The organism is Anabaena sp. 54 (assembly GCF_017355725.1).
Classification (GTDB): domain Bacteria; phylum Cyanobacteriota; class Cyanobacteriia; order Cyanobacteriales; family Nostocaceae; genus Dolichospermum; species Dolichospermum heterosporum.
This window is the reverse complement of the sequence record NZ_JAAVWA010000005.1, coordinates 84,519-103,329: the sequence shown is the minus strand read 5'-3', so window position 1 is coordinate 103,329 and position 18,811 is coordinate 84,519. Positions and strand designations below refer to the sequence as shown.

16 protein-coding genes and 2 pseudogenes are annotated in these 18,811 nt (G+C 37.2%); 10 read left to right on the top strand and 8 right to left on the bottom strand.

All coding sequences use genetic code 11. From position 1 onward, the window contains the following. Positions 1–55 precede the first annotated feature (55 nt). The 3 genes and pseudogenes from HEQ36_RS08170 to HEQ36_RS08160 form a co-directional block, all read right to left on the bottom strand. A complete protein-coding gene (locus HEQ36_RS08170; RefSeq protein ID WP_168635991.1) occupies positions 56–751 on the bottom strand; it encodes a DUF305 domain-containing protein in 696 nt (231 codons plus the stop codon). A gap of 273 nt (positions 752–1,024) precedes the next feature. Continuing rightward, complete coding sequence (locus HEQ36_RS08165) at positions 1,025–1,870, bottom strand: hypothetical protein (protein ID WP_168635992.1); 846 nt, start codon at positions 1,868–1,870, stop codon at positions 1,025–1,027. A 232-nt stretch (positions 1,871–2,102) separates the two neighbouring features. Further along, positions 2,103–3,063: pseudogene (locus tag HEQ36_RS08160) on the bottom strand (IS110 family transposase). A gap of 382 nt (positions 3,064–3,445) precedes the next feature. Between HEQ36_RS08160 and HEQ36_RS08155 the strand changes: the two are divergent. After that, positions 3,446–4,345: a metallophosphoesterase gene (locus HEQ36_RS08155; protein WP_168635710.1), complete on the top strand. Its 900-nt coding sequence runs from the start codon at positions 3,446–3,448 to the stop codon at positions 4,343–4,345. A gap of 120 nt (positions 4,346–4,465) precedes the next feature. Here HEQ36_RS08155 and rpmB read toward each other — a convergent pair whose 3' ends face one another. Next, positions 4,466–4,702 (bottom strand): 50S ribosomal protein L28, encoded by a 237-nt coding sequence (gene rpmB / locus HEQ36_RS08150; protein ID WP_027402820.1) that lies wholly within the window; start codon positions 4,700–4,702, stop codon positions 4,466–4,468. 502 nt (positions 4,703–5,204) lie between these two features. Here rpmB and HEQ36_RS08145 point away from each other — a divergent pair. Continuing rightward, complete coding sequence (locus HEQ36_RS08145) at positions 5,205–5,462, top strand: BrnT family toxin (protein WP_168635709.1); 258 nt, start codon at positions 5,205–5,207, stop codon at positions 5,460–5,462. Beyond that, the gene (locus HEQ36_RS08140; protein WP_168635708.1) at positions 5,437–5,688 is read left to right on the top strand and encodes a BrnA antitoxin family protein; all 252 of its coding nucleotides are present in this window, start codon (positions 5,437–5,439) and stop codon (positions 5,686–5,688) included. Before HEQ36_RS08145 ends, HEQ36_RS08140 begins: the two co-directional genes overlap by 26 nt. Before the next feature lie 51 nt (positions 5,689–5,739). Here the strand turns inward: HEQ36_RS08140 and htpG are convergent, their stop codons facing one another. Continuing rightward, on the bottom strand, positions 5,740–7,707 hold the full coding sequence (gene htpG / locus HEQ36_RS08135; protein ID WP_168635707.1) for a molecular chaperone HtpG: 1,968 nt from the start codon (positions 7,705–7,707) through the stop codon (positions 5,740–5,742). A gap of 184 nt (positions 7,708–7,891) precedes the next feature. On the opposite strand from htpG, the gene HEQ36_RS08130 reads away from it, so the two are divergent. The 5 genes from HEQ36_RS08130 (at position 7,892) to HEQ36_RS08110 (ending at position 13,366) form a co-directional block, all read left to right on the top strand. Then, positions 7,892–8,281: a hypothetical protein gene (locus HEQ36_RS08130; protein WP_168635706.1), complete on the top strand. Its 390-nt coding sequence runs from the start codon at positions 7,892–7,894 to the stop codon at positions 8,279–8,281. A gap of 11 nt (positions 8,282–8,292) precedes the next feature. Further along, on the top strand, positions 8,293–8,550 hold the full coding sequence (locus HEQ36_RS08125; RefSeq protein ID WP_168635705.1) for a type II toxin-antitoxin system HicB family antitoxin: 258 nt from the start codon (positions 8,293–8,295) through the stop codon (positions 8,548–8,550). 97 nt (positions 8,551–8,647) lie between these two features. Next, a complete protein-coding gene (locus HEQ36_RS08120; protein ID WP_168635703.1) occupies positions 8,648–11,161 on the top strand; it encodes a tetratricopeptide repeat protein in 2,514 nt (837 codons plus the stop codon). 712 nt (positions 11,162–11,873) lie between these two features. Further along, on the top strand, positions 11,874–12,785 hold the full coding sequence (locus tag HEQ36_RS08115; RefSeq protein WP_168635702.1) for a DUF4351 domain-containing protein: 912 nt from the start codon (positions 11,874–11,876) through the stop codon (positions 12,783–12,785). 218 nt (positions 12,786–13,003) lie between these two features. After that, complete coding sequence (locus HEQ36_RS08110; protein ID WP_168635700.1) at positions 13,004–13,366, top strand: hypothetical protein; 363 nt, start codon at positions 13,004–13,006, stop codon at positions 13,364–13,366. 35 nt (positions 13,367–13,401) lie between these two features. Here the strand turns inward: HEQ36_RS08110 and HEQ36_RS08105 are convergent, their stop codons facing one another. The 3 genes from HEQ36_RS08105 to gloA form a co-directional block, all read right to left on the bottom strand. Then, positions 13,402–14,031 (bottom strand): methyltransferase domain-containing protein, encoded by a 630-nt coding sequence (locus HEQ36_RS08105; RefSeq protein ID WP_168635699.1) that lies wholly within the window; start codon positions 14,029–14,031, stop codon positions 13,402–13,404. 30 nt (positions 14,032–14,061) lie between these two features. Further along, positions 14,062–16,680 carry an ATP-dependent chaperone ClpB gene (gene clpB, locus HEQ36_RS08100; protein ID WP_168635697.1) on the bottom strand — a complete coding sequence of 873 codons (2,619 nt, stop codon included), beginning with the start codon at positions 16,678–16,680 and terminating at the stop codon, positions 14,062–14,064. 92 nt (positions 16,681–16,772) lie between these two features. Further along, positions 16,773–17,165, bottom strand: coding sequence for a lactoylglutathione lyase (gloA, locus tag HEQ36_RS08095; RefSeq protein WP_027402811.1), 393 nt, complete (start codon positions 17,163–17,165; stop codon positions 16,773–16,775). 166 nt (positions 17,166–17,331) lie between these two features. Between gloA and HEQ36_RS08090 the strand changes: the two are divergent. Together HEQ36_RS08090 and HEQ36_RS08085 are read left to right on the top strand one after the other, a co-directional pair. Continuing rightward, a pseudogene (locus HEQ36_RS08090) lies at positions 17,332–17,916 on the top strand (Uma2 family endonuclease). A gap of 25 nt (positions 17,917–17,941) precedes the next feature. Then, positions 17,942–18,520, top strand: a complete 579-nt coding sequence (locus tag HEQ36_RS08085) for a Uma2 family endonuclease (RefSeq protein WP_039204374.1) — start codon at positions 17,942–17,944, stop codon at positions 18,518–18,520. Positions 18,521–18,811 lie beyond the last annotated feature (291 nt).

Genomic DNA, 18,811 nt, shown 5'->3' with positions numbered 1-18,811 from the left:
TACGACCAGCCGTAACGGTTATAAATCAAGCGCAATATAAGGGTTTCACAATGGTTTATACAGGCTTTGACTTATACCAACTTTGATACCATTGCTGCATTTGGTTAATTTCTGCCGTTTGAGTTTTAATGATAGACTTAGCCAAATTACGGATTTCTGGTTTGGCAGTTTTTTTAACAATCATCTGTGACATTTTGACAGCCATGCGATGATGAGGAATCATTTGACGAATAAATTCTTTATCAAAATCTGGTGCATTTTTTAATGTTTCTAAATCCATATTCATGCAGTGCATTTTACCATTCATCGGCATTTTCATCGTGTCTGGTGGATTCATCTGTTGACACATATTCCCAGGACCTGCCATCATTCCTTGATCAGTCATAGTCATTATAGGTACTTCTTTACCGTACCATGTCTTATACCAGATTCGCATCTGTTCAATTTCGCTGGTTTGATCTTTTTTAATAGCAACTGCGAGGTTCTTAATTTCTGGATGTTGTGCGCGAGTGAATGCGATATCAGCCATTTCTACTGCTTGCTGATGGTGTGGAATCATCATTTCGATAAAATGCTGATCTGTTTGCATCATCATCCCTTTTTTGGGGGGATTAGCTTGTTTAGATGAATGATGAGAATTGTGTTCAGAATTGGGAGTTTGTGCTTGCGTGTTACTGACGATTAATAATCCACTAACAGCACTACTGCTTACTAACCCAATCAAACCATAAATCAAATTTTTGCTTTTCATAACTTGTTTTTCCTTGAAAATATGAAGATTTAATAGTAAAAGTCATTAAACCTAACTGTTGCAAATATTTGGAACCAGTTATGCGTTTAACTAAATTCTAGCTTTTCATGGGAATATGAAATCAAGATGAAATGTTTTGTGATATTAATCTTTATTAACAAAATAACTAGTACAGGTCGGCGGAAATAAATAGACCATTCCAAACTACTGGAAAGCTCATTGTATATTCGTTTTGACTTTTGACGAACGCCTTGCGGTACTAGCTATCAAGTTTCAACGTTTAAAAATTATCATTTTATTACCTACTACTGGACTACGGGCAATTATTTTCTCTTGAAAATCAACAACTTCTAAATGGACAAAATTAAGTTCTTGAGAACGTTGTAATATATCCGCAGCTAGTTTATCCTGTTGAGATTTTTCCAGGTTATACCAAATATCGCTAATTTTCACAGTTAAATCGCTGGTACGGAAATTAGCTTGAACAGGTTTTATGAGTTGAGAAATAATATTTTTATCCTGCGTATTTTTAACAGCAATGGTAATATCTGAAAACTGATTTTCAATTGCTGCTAGTAAAGCTTGTTCAGGTGTTAATTCGATAACTGGAGTTGGGGTAGTTTCAGTTTCTATAACCGGAGTTGGTATGACTTCCGGTTCAACAACTGGGGTGGGGGTTGGTATGACTTCAGGTTCTATAACTGGGGTGGGAGTTGGTTCTGGTTCTATAACTGATTTTGGTGGGATAACCTCTTCTACCGGGGGAACAGTTGCGAATTCAACAGATTTAGGAATAAACATAAATGTGGTGATTCCTATTGTCACCACAAAAATTGCTGCAAAAATCCCTGTCAGCACCGTATCTGATACATTGTTAGATATATTTGATGGTAAAAATAAGCGGAATGTCCTTAAAAATCCATCCCAACGCGATAAAAAATTAGTTTTTTTCTGAGTATCAGCGGGTGTTTCTGTCTCCAGTTTAACTACTGTAGTTTCTAAAACACCAATCGTTCCCCGCAAAACTTGGATAATTGCCGTTTTCCAAATTGGTTGATTTTTTTGATAGAGTGTAGGTGCGGGTTCACTTCTTGGTTTTCTACGTTTTTCTCCTGACATGGAACTTTTACCCAAATTAGCGAATCAAAAATATCAATACCTTGTCCAAATCGAAAAAAGTCTTGATTTGTAGCGACTGTCTTGATTGTCAAGCGATCGTTAAGGAAAAATTTAAAGTCTAGGAAAAAAGTCAGAAAATAGAGGAGAAAAACAGAACAGAACAAAACAGGTAAATTATAGATTGCCATAAATTACCAAACTAGATTGGAGGTATAAAAACGACAGTAGAACTTTATGCAGAAATTGGTTGTGAGTCTTGAGAAATAGACCAAGGAAGATGATCTCGAATCATCGCATTTAAAATAACTAACATTTTATGAACGCAAGCAGTAATGGCCAATTTTTTGGGTTTACCACGTTCAACCAAGCGCTCATAAAAAGTTTTGATAACAGGATTATGACGCATGGCAACAACAGCACCCATATAAAGAATGGCACGAACATGGGCGCGACCACCATTAATCATGCGCTTACCTTTGTGCTGACCACTATCATGATTAATTGGTGCAACACCAACTAAGCGAGAGATTTGTTTGGCAGTTAATTGACCTAATTCTGGTAAGTCAGAAACTAAAGTGGTAGAAATTACTTGACCAATGCCAGGAGTAGTTTTGAGTAGATTGACTTTATCAATCCATTGTTGATTATTTTGGGTCAACGTCTCAATTTCTTGATTGAGTTGTTGAAGATGTTGCTCAAGATAATCAATATGGGATTCAATATCTGTCAAAGCTTTACCACGAGCGCGGTCACGGCGATTCTTTTCCGCTGTAGACATTTCTACTAATTGTCTTCGGCGACTAATTAATTCGCCTAATTGACGTGACATTTCACAATCAAAATGCTAACACCTCCGGTTTCATTGCTTCACCGAAATGCGCCAAAATCTGTGCATCAATGGCATCGGTTTTGGCTAACTTACCTGTAGCTTTAGCAAAGTCTCTTCCCTGACGAGGATTGATTAATGCTACTGGTAAAAGAGCCGCTTGCAATTGAATGATTAATTCTGTTTCTAGTCCTCCTGTTGCTTCCAGTACGATTAGGTTTAAATCGTTAGATTGAAGTTGCTTAACTAGATTAGCTATTTCTGTTTCAGTATTAGCAAATTGAAATGCTTTACCCATTGGACGGATATAAACATCAAGTGTTGCTTTACTTACGTCAATGCCTACCCATTGGGAGATATAATCCATTTTTAACTCTCCAATTTCAATTACTTCTTTTTAATTTGTTTTGTTTTTATTCATCCCCTTGATTTCACTCATCCTTGCACGATACGGGCTATATTATCTATGTCTTTGTTCATAGTTTTTACCCCAGGCGACTGTTCGAGTTCTGTCATGGAGATTGTTGTGGTGATCCTTGCTACAAAGCGGTCTTTTCTGACCCAGGTTGGGACGGTCTACCACTTCTTCTAACATACCTCTAAGATACAAGGTTGGGTTGAGGTACGAAACCCAACAAATGCGTCGGGTTGCGCGATCGCTTAACCCAACCTACGAAAAATGGACAAGGTATTGAAATGTAGAAAACGTATTGTGACTATAATCATCTATTGTGCCATTTTAATAAAATATGAATATTAACCGCCGTCAATTTTTGTTTTTAAGTGGAATCAGCACCATAGCATCTGGATTTTTGAGTGGGAAATTGTCAAATTCAAATTCTCTCATACAATCAGCAACAGCAGCTAAACCAGTCAAAAAAGATTTATTATTGCGTTTTGTCTCCGTTGCTGATACAGGAACTGGGACTAAAGGACAATATGCTGTAGCAAATGCTATGAATTTTTATCATCAGCAAAATCCTTATAATTTGGTAGTTTTAGCTGGTGATAACATCTACAATAATGGGGAAATTGAGAAAATAAAGGAAGTTTTTGAACGCCCTTATCAACCTTTACTAAAAAATGGTGTCAAGTTTCATGCTTGTTTAGGCAATCATGATATTCGCACTGATAATGGTGTTCCCCAAGTTAAATATCCTGGTTTTAATATGCAGGGACGTTATTACACATTTAGTCAAAATAAAGTTCAGTTTTTTGCCTTAGATACTAATGGTAATGCTGATTGGAAAAATCAATTAATTTGGTTAGATAAAGAATTAAGTCTGAGTAAAGCACCTTGGAAAGTTGTCTTTGGTCATCATCCGATTTATTCGTCTGGTCATTATGGAAATAATACAAGTTTTATTAAAACCTTTACTCCCCTATTTAAAAAATACAATGTTCAACTTTATATCAATGGTCATGAACATAATTATGAACGAACTCGCGCTATTAATGGAACTACCTATTTAATCTGTGGTGCTGGTGCTGGTAATCGTCCAGTTGGTCGTTCTCAATGGACAGAATATTCAACCAGTGATTTGAGTTTTGCTGCCTATGATGTGTATGCAGATAGAATGGGAGTGAGCGCTATTGGTACTAATAATCGCGTTTTTGATCAGGGTGTAATTAAATTAAATAGTGTTTAATGAAAGGAGTCAGGAGAAGAAAGAACGAGTCAGGAGGAAGAAAGAAGAATAATCAATATCGAAGGACTTTTCCTCCCCCTATTTCCTGTTCCCTGTTCCCTGTTCCCTGTTCCCTACTATTTAGTAATGGTTGAGGTTGATTCCTGCTTCTTTTGCCATTGCGTCTAAACCTTTAAATTCTAAGGTTTTAATAGCCTTGGTGGAAAGTTTCAATTTTACCCAACGGTTACCAGCAGCCCACCAAACCCGCTTGGTTTGCAGATTAACGTGCTGTAGACGCTTGGTGTGACGGTTGGAGTGGGAAACGGAACAAGCGTTATTGGCTTTTTTACCAGTTAGTTCACAACGACGGGACATAATAAATATCTCCTAGAGTTCTATTTTAAGACAACCTTCCCATTATATCCCAACAAGTTCGGGAAAAAGAATAATTATCTAGTATCTGGGGAATTATGGCAAGCATTACCGACCTTTTGAGAAAATCTTAGAGGATGTTTGAAAAGTGGTATTCCGTAATTTTCATCACATTGCTACCCCCCTTAGTCCCCCCTTGTAAAGGGGGGAAACAATAAAAATCCAGTTCCCTCCCCTTTACAAGGGGAGGGTTAGGGTGGGGTAAAAAATATTTGATACATCAACCATAACTTTTCAAACACCCTCTTAATCTTGACTTTTGATTACTTGTGTTATTCTTGTGTATATACAAAATGTATTTATAAAGTAAATGGAATTTGAATGGGACGAACATAAAAATCAACACAATCACAAAAAACATGGACTTAGGAATGTGAATTAAATAAGGTGCAAAAGTAGGGTGTGTTAGCGACAGCGTAACGCACCATTCCAGGTTACATCAGAATTGCAGGTTATTAAATTTGCGTTCCTTAGCTTTGAGGAAGCACAAGAAATTTTTCAGGGAATCGTTTTTACGTCGATTGATGAACGATTTGACTATGATGAAGAAATTAGAGAAATTACTATTGGTGCAATACAAGGAATTATTGTTGTCACTGTAGCCCATACTGAAAGAAACGGCAAAACTCGCCTGATTTCAGCCCGAAAAGCCACCCCTAAAGAAAGGAGACAATACTATGAATATCTCGCCGAAACGTCTTGAAGAAATCCAAAATATCCCAGATTCTGCCATTGATACTTCTGATATTCCCGAATTAGACGATCATTTTTGGAAAACAGCTAAAATGGTGAAACCTATCACTAAAAAAGCTATTTCCATTCGCTTAGATAGTGACGTTTTGGAATGGTTTAAAAACCAGGGAAAAGGCTATCAATCAATGATTAATACTGTGCTTCGTTCTTATATTAACCATCAAGAAAATCTCTAAAAAAATCAAGTGTTACAACCGACTTCTATGGGAAGTCGGTTATCTAGCCGTTTATTTGCTGGCTTGTTCTGTTAGCTTGGTGAGTACGTCATTAGAACGTTCTACAAAGGATTTCATTCCATCTGCATCAAAGCCTTTTTGCGATATAAGTGCCAAATCATAAACGTGCTGACACATCATATTAACTAATTGACTGGAGGGGGATTCACCATCACCCTGAATAATACTACCTTGACTGAGATTAACCAAGTTTTGAATTAACGGGTGAGCAGTATTTACTAGTAAAATATGTTCTTCGGGGAATTCGACGGTTTGCTGCTGCATCATAGCACTCATTTCTCGCATCCGCCGCAGAAATTCGGGTAATAACACCATTGCAGGTGGTGTTCCCTGTGGGTCGTCTGATTTTAAGGACTCGGTGCGGATGTTGAGTTTTGGCTTGTTGAGGGCTTTCTCAAATAGTTCTTTAATGACTTCTCCTTTGGTCTTGTTGGTGGTGGGGTCAACAATTTCGCTGGTTTTGTCATCGAGAAGAGTGTTATCGAGGTCAGAGTCTACCCGTGTAAATTTAACATCCCGATATTCTTGTTCTAGGAAGTTAATGAAGTGGGTATCAATGAAGGAGTCCATAAAGAGGACTTCTAAACCTTGATTTTTGTGCAGTTCTATGTATGTGGATTGAGTAGCTGCATCGGTGCTGTAGAATACCTTGTTTTCGTGACGTTCTTTGTTCCGTTCTAGGTATTCTTTCAGGGTGGTGTAGGGGATGCTAGTCGCGTTTGCTGGGGTAACATCTTGCCAAACATCACCGTCAGCAGATTGAACTTCAACGGCTGCGGTGTCGGCTACAGGGGCTTCTAATTTGGCTGTACTGCGGAAGATGATGATGTCTTCAACTTGTTTTTTGAATTTATCATCGTTGAGAACGCCAAATTTCACGAATGTTCCCAAGTCTTTCCAGGCTGTTACGTATTGTTCGCGGTTATCACGGTATAATTCTTTGAGTCTATCGCCGACTTTTTTGGCTATATAATCTCCTATTCTCTTAATAGTGCGATCGCCTTGTAATGCACTCCGAGAAACGTTCAAAGGTATATCAGTGCTATCAATCACGCCCCGCATGGGCATCAAAAACTGGGGAATAATTTCCTCACAGTTATCACTGACAAACACCTGATTGCAGAATAATTTAATTTGTCCTTTGGTAACATCTACATCAGGACGCATTTTCGGGAAATACAAAATCCCGTTAATCACAAAGGGATAATCTGTATTCAAATGCACCCACAGCAAGGGTTCTTCTTGGAAAGGATACAAATAGCGGTAAAACTCTAAATAATCTTCCTCTGTAAGATTACTGGGAGATTCACGCCATGCAGCTTTTTGTTTATTTAAAACTTCCCCATCCATTTTAATGGGAACTGACATGAAATCGCAGTAAGTCTTGACAAGATTCCTAATTCGTGCGGGTTCGAGAAACTCCTCTTCTTCTCCTTCCAATGTGAGAATAATCGTAGTTCCGCGAGTGGTGCGAGGAGATTCATCTAAAACAAACTTAGGTGAACCATCACAAGTCCAACGCACAGCTTGTGCGCCTTCTTGATAAGAAAGAGTATCAATTTCTACTTGCTTCGCTACCATGAAAGAAGAGTAGAAACCTAAACCGAAATGACCGATAATAGGTTGATCTGCTTTACCTTCATACTTGTGAATAAATTCTTCAGCACTAGAGAAAGCAACTTGGTTAATATATTTTTTGACTTCCTCTGCTGTCATGCCAATGCCATTATCAGTAATGGAGAGGATTTTGTTGTCTTTATCAATGCTAATGGTAATTTCTGGTTCGCCAATTTCCCCATTGTATTCCCCAGCGCGGGATACCATGTTTAACTTTTGGATAGCGTCTACTGCGTTGGATACCAGTTCCCGCAAGAAGATTTGATGATCTGAGTAGAGAGACTTCTTGATAATCGGGAAAATATTATCGGTATGAATACTGATATTGCCTTGTTCTAGCATAGTTATCCGTCGGTTTTACTTGCAGATATATTTTATGAAAATCAATTTTCCGTGATTTTATCGCTTTTGGGGTCAGGAATACCTCTTCATTTTGATTCGGATTACACTACCAGGATTATTGTTGATGGTTTTAGGCATTTATAATAAAAATTAAGTATATTCAACTATCTTGAGGAATAATTCTATGGAACCGATAACTTTAGCTACTGCCATTACTACCATATTTCTCACTGGAGTGTTACAGAAACAGGGTGAAAATTTTAGTGATTTTCTCATGCAAAAGGTTGGTGAAGCGCTTGCTGTCATTCGCAAACATTCCCCAGAAACAGCAACAGCTTTAGAAACAGGTAATCCAGAAGTATTATCTCTCAATTCAGAAGTTTTACAACAAATTCCCTCAAATCCGATTTTTGCGGAATTAGTTGCTACTGCTGACACAGAGGAAAATACCACATTTCAGGAAAAGTATCAAGCGGTGAAAGCTGGTGGCACAATTAATATTATTGGTAAACAGATTAATATTTCCCAAGCTGGTACAGGCAATACTCAACATAATACCTTTAGTAACTTCTGAACTTATATGATATGGATAAGTATCTGATCGTTTTAGAAAGAACTGAAACAGGATTTTCCGCATATTCTCCTGATGTTTGGGGTTGTATTGCTACGGGGGAGACATTGGAAACAACGTTAGAGAATATGCGTTCAGCTTTAGTTTTCCATCTTCAAGATAGTACATCAATTCCCCAGCCTCGTGGTATTGATGCTTATTTGGATGCTTTACGTGAGTCAGAGGGTGAGGAATTTTATCTAACCCATATTGGTGTGGGTGTGTTGAAATAATCTCTCACAATTTTACAAACATTAGGCACGTAGGGGTTTGGCAATGCTAAACTTATACCTATCAGGTATTTGAATACTTTTTAATAACAATTTTCCTATGAACCTCAACAACATCAATATCCGACAAGACGGACAAGGTAATGTTCAAAATAACTCCTTTTCTGTTACAACACAATACTTAGAAGGAAACCCTTTCACACCACCCCAACCCCGTGAGGGTGGACTGTTTGGACGCGAAGAGGAATTAAAAGAACTTCATCAATTATTGCAAAGTGGTAAAAACGTTTGTGTTGTCTCCGGTATGGGAGGAGTTGGTAAAACTGGACTCGTGCGAGAATATGCCAATTTAACAGAATGTACATCATTGTTTACTGGTGGAGTCTATTATATTGATGCCAGAGATAGGCAAAATATGGCTGCGGAAATTATCGCTTTGACTAAATGGAGATTTAAAGCCGAATTACCAGCAAATTTATCTACTCAACAAATGGTAACGGCTTGTTGGCAACAATGGAAATACCAAACAGAAAATGTATTATTGATTCTTGATGATGTATCTGGGTTAGCTGATAATATCAAAACCTATTTACCACCAGCAGATTTAGTTTCCCTGCGGTTGTTGATGACTTCGCGGGAAACACCAGATAAACGCATTGCGGAAAAGTTAGAGTTAGAAGTATTGTCAGAAGCAGCAGCAGTAGATTTATTAGCCTCAATTATTGGACAAGAAAGAATTGATCAAGAACCAGAACAGGCTAAACTACTTTGTTATGAGTTGGGATATTTGCCTTTAGCTTTAGAATTGGTGGCATATTATTTAGATGATGAAGACTATCAGGATTTATCACTGTTAGCAATGCGTGATAAGTTGCAAAAAAAAGTTAAACATCCTTCACTATCACCAGAAAACGTACCAGGAGGAATGCAAGCGCAAAGAGGTTTACAAGCCGCATTTGATTTAAGTTGGGAGGAATTGAAACCAGAAGCTAAACATCTCGCTTGTGTATTTGGTGCTTTTGCAGCTTCTCCTGTTCGTTGGGATTTTGTTACAGCTATTTATCAAGAGTTGCAAGGTGAAGCATTTAATCATGATGATTTAAAAGACCGTTGGTTAAAATCTTTAAGAAAACTGCATTTGGTGATAACTATTGAAGAAAATATTTATAATTTACATCTTCTTATTTACGACTATTTTAGTGAACACCTGAAACAACATTCTAACTACAGCCAAATTAAACAAAAATATTGTGATGTTTTTGCCATTGTTGCTATTAATGTTGATCACTCAGGCAATTTAGAAACATTCAATTTAATTGAACCACATCTAAAAAAGATGATTGTTTGGTGTGCAAGTAGTGAAAATATTGAATTGGCTCTCAGTTTAAATGGTTTAGCATTACTTTACCGTTCACAAGGACGTTATAATGATGCTGAACCTCTTTTTCTTCAATCTTTAGAAATCAGCAAACGCAAACTAGGTACAGTCTATCCGTATGTAATAAGTATTCTTAATAATTTAGCATTACTGTACAAATCTAAATCACAATATAGTAAAGCAGAAGCTCTTTTAAAAGAATGTTTAGAAATCAGAAAATGTCAATTAGGTGTTGACCATCCTTCTGTCGCTACCAGTCTTAACAATTTAGCAACTCTGTACAGTTTTCAAGGAGAATACAGCAAAGCGGAACCTCTTTTTCTTCAATCTTTAGAAATCAGAAAACGCCAATTAGGTACTGACCATACCGATACAGCACAAAGTATTCACAATTTAGCAGAAAATTACAGTAAGCAAAGACAATATAGCAAAGCTAAACCTCTTTTTCTTCAATCTTTAGAAATCAATAAACGCAAACTAGGTGCTAACCATATTAATGTAGCATTAATTATTAACAATTTGGCACTACTTTATTATTTTCAAGGATACTACAGTGAAGCCGAACCTCTTTTTCTTCAATCTTTAGAAACCCGAAAATGCCAATTAGGACTTGACCATCCAGATGTTGCTAACAGTCTCAATAATTTAGCAAGACTGTACAGTTCACAAGAACGTTACAACGAAGCTGAACCTCTTTATTTACAATCTTTAAATATCTGGAAATGTCAACTAGGTACTGATCATCTTTATGTCGCTACCAGCCTCAACAATTTGGCAAGACTGTACAGTTCACAAGAACGTTACAACGAAGCTGAACCTCTTTATTTGCAATCTTTAGATATCAAAAAACGCCAATTAGGTGCTGACCATCCCGATGTTGCTAGTAGTCTTAATAATTTGGCATTATTGTATGAAGCGCAAGGTAAATACTCAGAAGCTAAAAATTTAGCTCAACAAGCATTTACAATATGTCAAAACAGATTAGGTAATAAACATCCTAATACGCAAAATGCAGCACTTACAGTAAAGTTCTTGTGTGTAATGGAACTTTTACATTGCAATAGAGAAACTTTATTAGATATTCTCCAAGCACTTGCACAACAAGCAAACTTTTACGTACTAGATACAGAAGCAATATTAACTTTGCTAGAAATGATAGAAAGAAATCCTGAGCTATTGTCATCTATTCGAGAATATTTGCAGCAGCAAACAGAAGCATCTGATGGCAATACATAAAAACAGGTTTGTGATGCAATCATAAAACTGTTTGAATCAGGATATCCAGGATTTAAGGATGTACAGGATTATAAGTGTCAAAATGCTTGATAAATTACTAAAATCCTGAATAAAATCATGCTTGAGTTAAATAAATATAGTGCGATTTTGTAGAAAACTCTCATAAAACTAACTCTGATTCGCGTAATTCATCATTAACTCACCAAAAACCATTGAGAACAACTACAAAAACCATAGATAGAAAACTGCTTAGATAGAAAATAACGCAATAATAAAAGTAAAACCCATAAACCATCCACAATAATGACTCTTATACATATTATCCTGTAAATCCTATAATCCTGGACATCCTGATTCAGACAATTATTCCTAAAGCATCAGACAACAATCCAGAAAAATACTTTCATCATCCATTTATAACTCATTGCCAAAAAAACATAATAAACCTATTGACTTCCAATTTAAAATATGTTATCGTAAACTTGACAAGGAAGAACTATTTTGCAAACAGACAAAATAACTCTCCGTGCCTCTGCGTCTCTGCGTGAGAAAAAAATAATAAATCTATTTGCCAAACCAATAAAACATTAACTCCTAACACCTTAAAAGCATCGCCCAAAAAAGGTAATAAAACTATTGACATCTCATTTAAAATATGTTATCCTGAACTTGATAAGGAAGAACTATCTTAAATATTCTTACAAAACCAACTGTGACCCGCTTTATCCATGACCAATTCGCCAAAGACTATTTAGAAGAACTACTAAAACCCTTTGGACAAGTTGAAGCCCCCAGCCATTTAGCTGGAGAAATCAGGGAAATAGATGTATTATTTTCCCCCGTCAGCACACAAACCGCCGACATCGAGATATTAGGATTGTTAGGTAAACTAGCAGCTACACCTGCTATCTTTGAACCCTTTCGCAATCCAGCAAGCAAAGAAGAAATCTGTGATTGTTTGTTAAAATCATTAGAAGTGAGAGGTGCATTACAACGAGAAGCAAAACGGAATAAAAACCCCATAGCTACCATAGAAACACCTAAACTATGGGTTCTGACACCAACAGCATCACAAACCCTATTATCGGGCTTTAGAGCCATAGAAAACCCCAATTGGCCAGCAGGAATCTACTTTTTAGCAGATTACTTGAATACAGCCATTGTCGCCATTCATCAATTACCACGTACACCCGAAACCCTATGGTTAAGACTATTAGGACGGGAAACAGTACAAAAAAGAGCAATTGATGAATTAGAAACATTACCAACTAATTACCCGTTTCAACAAGCAACGTTAGAATTGCTTTACAACCTCCAACAGACTTTACAGATCAATAAAAGTTCAGAACCAGAAGATAAGGAGTTAATTATGCGATTAGCACCATTTTATCAACGAGATAAAGAACAAGCTAGACTAGAAGGAGAACAAAAAGGAGAAGAACGTCTAGTTTTACGGCTAATAAATCGCCGATTTGGTGAAATTAAATTATTATTAATCGAGCAAATTCAATCATTGTCTATAGAACAACTGGAAAATTTAGCAGATGCTTTGTTAGATTTTTCACAAGTTGCTGATTTAGAAACCTGGTTAAAGCAACAGAAATCACAAGAAACAGATAGCTGATGACTTAATGTTAGCAATGCTAAAAAGATTAAATTGCGATTTTAAACTATTGTCATTTATTCTTTAAGCATTGCATAAAAAACAAAAATATTAGATATCAATACACAAGCATTGTTTAGCAATCCAAATCTACTCAAATAAAAAATCTAAATAACGTATTGCTATAAATAAACATTGTATAGTAAACTGATACAAATATTTTTAACAACAAAGTTATCATGCCAGCCCCAGATACTACCCGCCGCATCACCCCTAGCAACCTCCAGCAGGACATAGATTCTTACAACGGACTCAAAGTCGTCTCCGGTTATACCACTGCTCGTGTAGCAGCCACACCGGAAGCATTACAAAAAGCTTATGCAGAAATGGTGACAAGACAACAAGAAGAAACCGAAAAACAAGCATTATTTAAAGCCTCCGCAGACGCAGCCAAACAAGCAGAATGGGAGTTCCATAATGCTGTTTTAGCCATGAAAGAAGCAGTAAAAGGTCAATTTGGGTCAGATAGTGATGCAGCCCAAGCAGTAGGTTTCAAGAAGAAATCAGAACGTAAACGTCCCACCAAAAAGAAAACCGAGTAGGATATTCTCATGATCTGAAAACCCATATTCTGCACTCATATTTTTTCTAAGATCAAAAAGTAGTGATATGGGAAAGTAGGATCAACATATTCTTCCCTCACTATCAAACCAGCTTTAGCAACAGATTCCAAAAACCGCTTTTTGGGATATCCTTTCAATCCCAATTCCCAATAATGTTCATCACAAAGTGGTGTTGTACTCCAAAATTGGGGAATTTCCCAGAGTAAATGTCTGGCTTTAAGTAGAAAAGAAGTTTTGATTTGCAATGATAGATATTCAGTAGCATTGGGAATCGAAATCACCAAATATTTCTTAGTAATTGCGGCGAGTTTTTGCAATGCTAATTCAGATTTTTCATAAGGAAAATGTTCTAATACCTGAAACAGAACAATTGCATCAAACTTATCTTTTGGTAGTATAAAGTCCGCCGTCAAATCCAAGATTATATCTGGTTTGAGACTAGGATCAATATCCGCCGTAGTTACGTTATAGTTATTTTGTCGGAGTATTTCTGTAAACAAAGAATTAAAAATACCAATTTCTAGAACATTTTTAACTTGACTACCCAAGGAAAACAATAACCGCGACTGATGATGATAACTAATAAATCTTTCCTTGGAAAGATATTGCGAACTTGTAATCCCTAAAGAAGAAATCAATTCCATAGAAAGCCCCCTATTTACTAATGAAAATGCTTAAAGTTTTTTACTAAAACTTAACCCAGTTTCAGCCTTATCAATGATGATAGTATCACCAGAAACAAAAGTATTTTCCAGTAACTTCGTAGCCAGAGGATTTTCTACCTCGCGCTGAATTGAACGTTTTAATGGACGTGCGCCATAAACTGGGTCATAACCAGCTTCCACAAGATGATCACAAGCGGACTGGGATATTTCAAAAGAGATTTTTTGTTCTTTGAGCAGATTTTCCACCCGTTTAAGTTGAATACGGATAATATGCCCCATTTCTGAACGATTAAGAGCGTGGAATAGAATTAAGTCATCTATGCGGTTGAGAAATTCGGGACGGAAGTGACTTCGCAAACCTTCCATCACCTTATTACGCATTAAATCATACTTGGAATCATCCCCAGATACATCCAAAATATGTTCACTACCAATGTTGCTAGTCATGACTATGACAGTATTCCGAAAATCTACAGCCCGTCCTTGGGAATCAGTAACTCTACCATCATCCAATACCTGCAACAAAATATTAAATACATCGGGATGGGCTTTTTCTACTTCATCTAACAGCACCACAGAATAAGGATGTCTGCGAATCGCTTCGGAAAGTTGTCCCCCTTCTTCATAACCCACATATCCAGGAGGCGCACCCACTAGGCGGGAAACTGAGTGTTTTTCCATATATTCGGACATATCCAAACGCACTAAAGCATCATCCGAATCAAAGAGAAATTGAGCTAAGGCGCGGGCGAGTTCGGTTTTACCCACTCCAGTTGGTCCCATAAACAAGAATGAACCGATGGGACGAGAGGGGTCTTTCATCCCCGCACGGGCGCGACGAATCGCCGCAGAGACGGCGGAAACGGCTTCTTCTTGACCAATTACCCGTTCATGCAAATGACTTTCTAATTGCAGTAATTTTTGCCGTTCTGATTCCAAAAGCCGATTTACAGGGATTCCTGTCCATTTAGCGACAATTTCGGCAATATCGGCTTCGGTGACTTGTTCGCGCAACAAAGTCGAACCTTGAGTTTGCATTTCTAAAAGTTTCGCTTCTTTAACTTCTCGTTCTCGTTGCACACCTTCTAACTTACCGTACTTCAATTGAGCGGCTTTGTTTAAATCATAGTCTCGTTCTGCTTGTTCAATTTGCACCCGCATGGCATCTTCTTCTTTCTTTAACCCGCTGATAGATTCTAAAATCTGCTTTTCCCCTTGCCATTGTTCATTAAATATTTGCTGTTTAACTGTTAAACTGGCAATTTCTTGTTCAATTCGTTCTAATCGTTCTCTAGTTGGAGAAATACTCTGTTCTTCTCCAGATAATGACAGCTTTTCCATTTCTAGCTGCATTAAGCGCCGGTCAATGGTTTCTAATTCCGCCGGTTTGGATGTAATCTCCATTTTTAATTTCGCTGCGGCTTCATCAACTAAGTCAATAGCTTTGTCTGGTAGAAATCTATCGGCAATATAACGCGCTGATAAAGTTGCAGCAGCAACTAAAGCGGAATCGGAAATTTTAACATTATGATGCACTTCATAACGTTCTTTTAAACCTCGCAAAATCGAAATTGTATTTTCTACTGTCGGTTGATCTACATATACTTGTTGAAATCTTCTTTCTAATGCTGCATCTTTTTCAATAAATTTGCGATATTCATCTAAGGTAGTTGCACCAATACAACGCAACTCGCCCCGCGCCAACATAGGTTTAAGCAAATTTCCGGCATCCATTGACCCTTGTTGATTAGAACCAGCCCCGACAACGGTATGTAGTTCATCAATAAATAAAACTACTTGCCCGTTTGATTCCGTAACCTCACGGAGGACATTCTTTAAACGGTCTTCAAATTCACCTCTGTATTTTGCTCCTGCAATCAAACTACCGATATCCAAGGAAATCAATTGGCGATTCTTTAAAGACTCAGGAACGTCACCATTCACCATTCTTTGGGCTAAAGCTTCAGCGATCGCAGTTTTGCCAACTCCCGGCTCACCAATTAACACAGGGTTATTTTTGCTACGACGAGATAAAACCTGAATTACCCGGCGAATTTCATCATCTCTACCAATAACTGGATCTAATTTTCCTGCTTTAGCTTGTTCCGTTAAATCTCGTCCAAATCTTTTTAAAGCTTCCTCTTGTACATCTGCTTCTGCTTTTGGAGATGCTTTGATTTTGGGAGTAGCGCGAACAGATTTAACCCCAAGTTCTACTTGAGCAATATCTATATTTAAGCTTTTAAATAACCGTCTACCAACACGTTCATCATTACCAAACGCTAGAATTATATGCCCTTCTGAGATTTCCTCCTCTCTCATTTTGGCTCTAATTTCATTAGCTTTATCTAAAAGTAAATCTAAATTCCGCCCCAGGTAAAGTTGATCACTTTTACCAACTTTGGGTTGACGTTGGGTAAAAGCCTCTAGTTGTTGTTTGAATCGCACAGAATCAACTTCTGCACGGGTGAGAATGGCTGTAGCTAGGCTTGTGGGTTCTTCTAAAAGGGCGAGAATTAAATGTTCAACTTCTAATTGTTGTTGTTTATAAGCACGAACCACGTCTTGGGATTTTGTTACCGCTTCCCAGGCTGTATCAGTAAATTTATCAGGATCTGTAGGCTGCATTTGTAAAATTTTAGATTTTAGACTTGTAATTTAAGTTTAGGAGGGATTTGGGTAATGGGTAAAGAAGTTCTCTTCTTACCCTCTACCCTAAATCATTCTGGAGTTTTTAACTGAATCAATTCAACTTTATAACCATCTGGGTCTTCCACAAAAGCAATTACTGTTGAACCATGTTTCATAGGTCCTGGTTCTCGGACTACTTTACCACCCAGTTTTCCAATAGTCTCACAGGTAGCGTAAATATCATGCACACCCAAAGCGATATGACCATAGGCGCTACCTAAATCATACTTTTCTACGCCCCAGTTGTGGGTGAGTTCTAAAACTGAATGATCACTTTCTTCTCCATAACCGACAAAAGCCAGGGTAAATTCTCCCGCTGGATAATCTTTCCGGCGGAGTAACTTCATTCCCAATACATCACAGTAAAATGTTAAGGACTCTTCTAAATTACCTACCCGCAGCATTGTATGTAGTAATCGCATATTTACCCTTTGTTTAATTCCTGTATCTTATATTCTATAGGGAATTTCCACGAAATCTGCGTTTAATTCTGCTTTTAATTGCTCAACCGTTGGTAACTATATATTAACTAATTTCAGCAACGGCTTGTGGTAAAATTGATTTTAATTTCAGATGGAGGAAATAATTATGATTTCATCACCTTTGATATTACATTTTCCCTCATCAGTGCAAATGACAGATGATCAATTTTTTGATTTCTGTCAAGAAAACCGTGATTTACGCATTGAGAGGAATGAATTCGGAAATATATTAATTATGCCACCTGTTGATTCAGAAACGGGAAATCGAGAATTTCATATTATTGGACAGTGAGCAATTTGGTCAGATGAAAATGGTACAGGAATTGGCTTTTCTTCTAGTGCGGGATTTACACTTTCCACAGGTGCAATACGTTCTCCTGATGCTTCCTGGATAAAATTAGAAAGATGGAATCAACTTACACCTGCACAACAAAAGAAGTTTGCACCTATTTGTCCTGATTTTGTGATTGAATTAAGGTCAGCTTCTGATAATTTGCGGCCTTTAAAGGATAAAATGCAGGAATATATGCAAGAACCAGGAATCCAATTAGGTTTATTAATTGACCGTAAAAATCGCCGAGTTTATATTTATCATCCTGGAGAAATAGAGGAATGTTTAGAAAATCCTGATACTGTGAGTTGTGAATCTGTTTTATCAGGATTTGTTTTGGATATGAATAAAATTTGGTAAACTAAATAAACGGAAGGAAATTATTATGCTTTCATCTCCCTTAATGTTACAAATGCCTTCATCAATGACAGATGATCAATTTTTTGAATTTTGTCAACTAAACCGTGATTTACGGATTGAGAAAAATAGATTTGGAGATATATCAATCATGTCACCCGCAGGTTCAGAAACAGGAAATCGAGAAGGTAGAATTATCCAACAATTAATGAATTGGACAGATGAAGATGGTACAGGAATAGCATTTTCTTCTAGTACAGGATTTACACTGTCTACAGGTGCGAAACGTTCTCCTGATGCTGCTTGGGTAAAGTTAGAAAGATGGAATCAACTTACACCTGCACAACAAGAGAAGTTTGCACCTATTTGTCCTGATTTTGTGATTGAATTAAGGTCTGCTTCTGATAACTTGCAGCCTTTAAAGGATAAAATGCAGGAATATATACAAGAACCAGGAATCCAATTAGGTTTATTAATTGACCGCAAAAATCGCCGAGTTTATATTTATCGTCCTGGACAAGTAGAAGAGTGTTTAGAAAATCCTGATACTGTGAGTTGTGATCCTATTTTACCGAGGTTTGTGTTGAATATGAGTAAAATTTGGTAAGTAGGTGAACACAATAAAACCAAACTGTGTAAAGAAATGTAAAATCGCCTAAACCCTCTTCACTCTTGCCTCTTGCCTCTTGCCTTTTGCCTTGCCATAACGACAATTTTCAACGCCAACCTACTTAGTGATAAAATTGCGAGTGAAAGGAAGCAATCTCTTGACAACCGATAAACCACCTAACGCAAAAATATCTCAAAACCCTTATTCCTCTGTGTCCTCTGCGCCTCCGTGGTTCGTTAATCAGGATAATTTATTTCTTGGAAGTCCCTAAAACAAAGACGCAGAAAA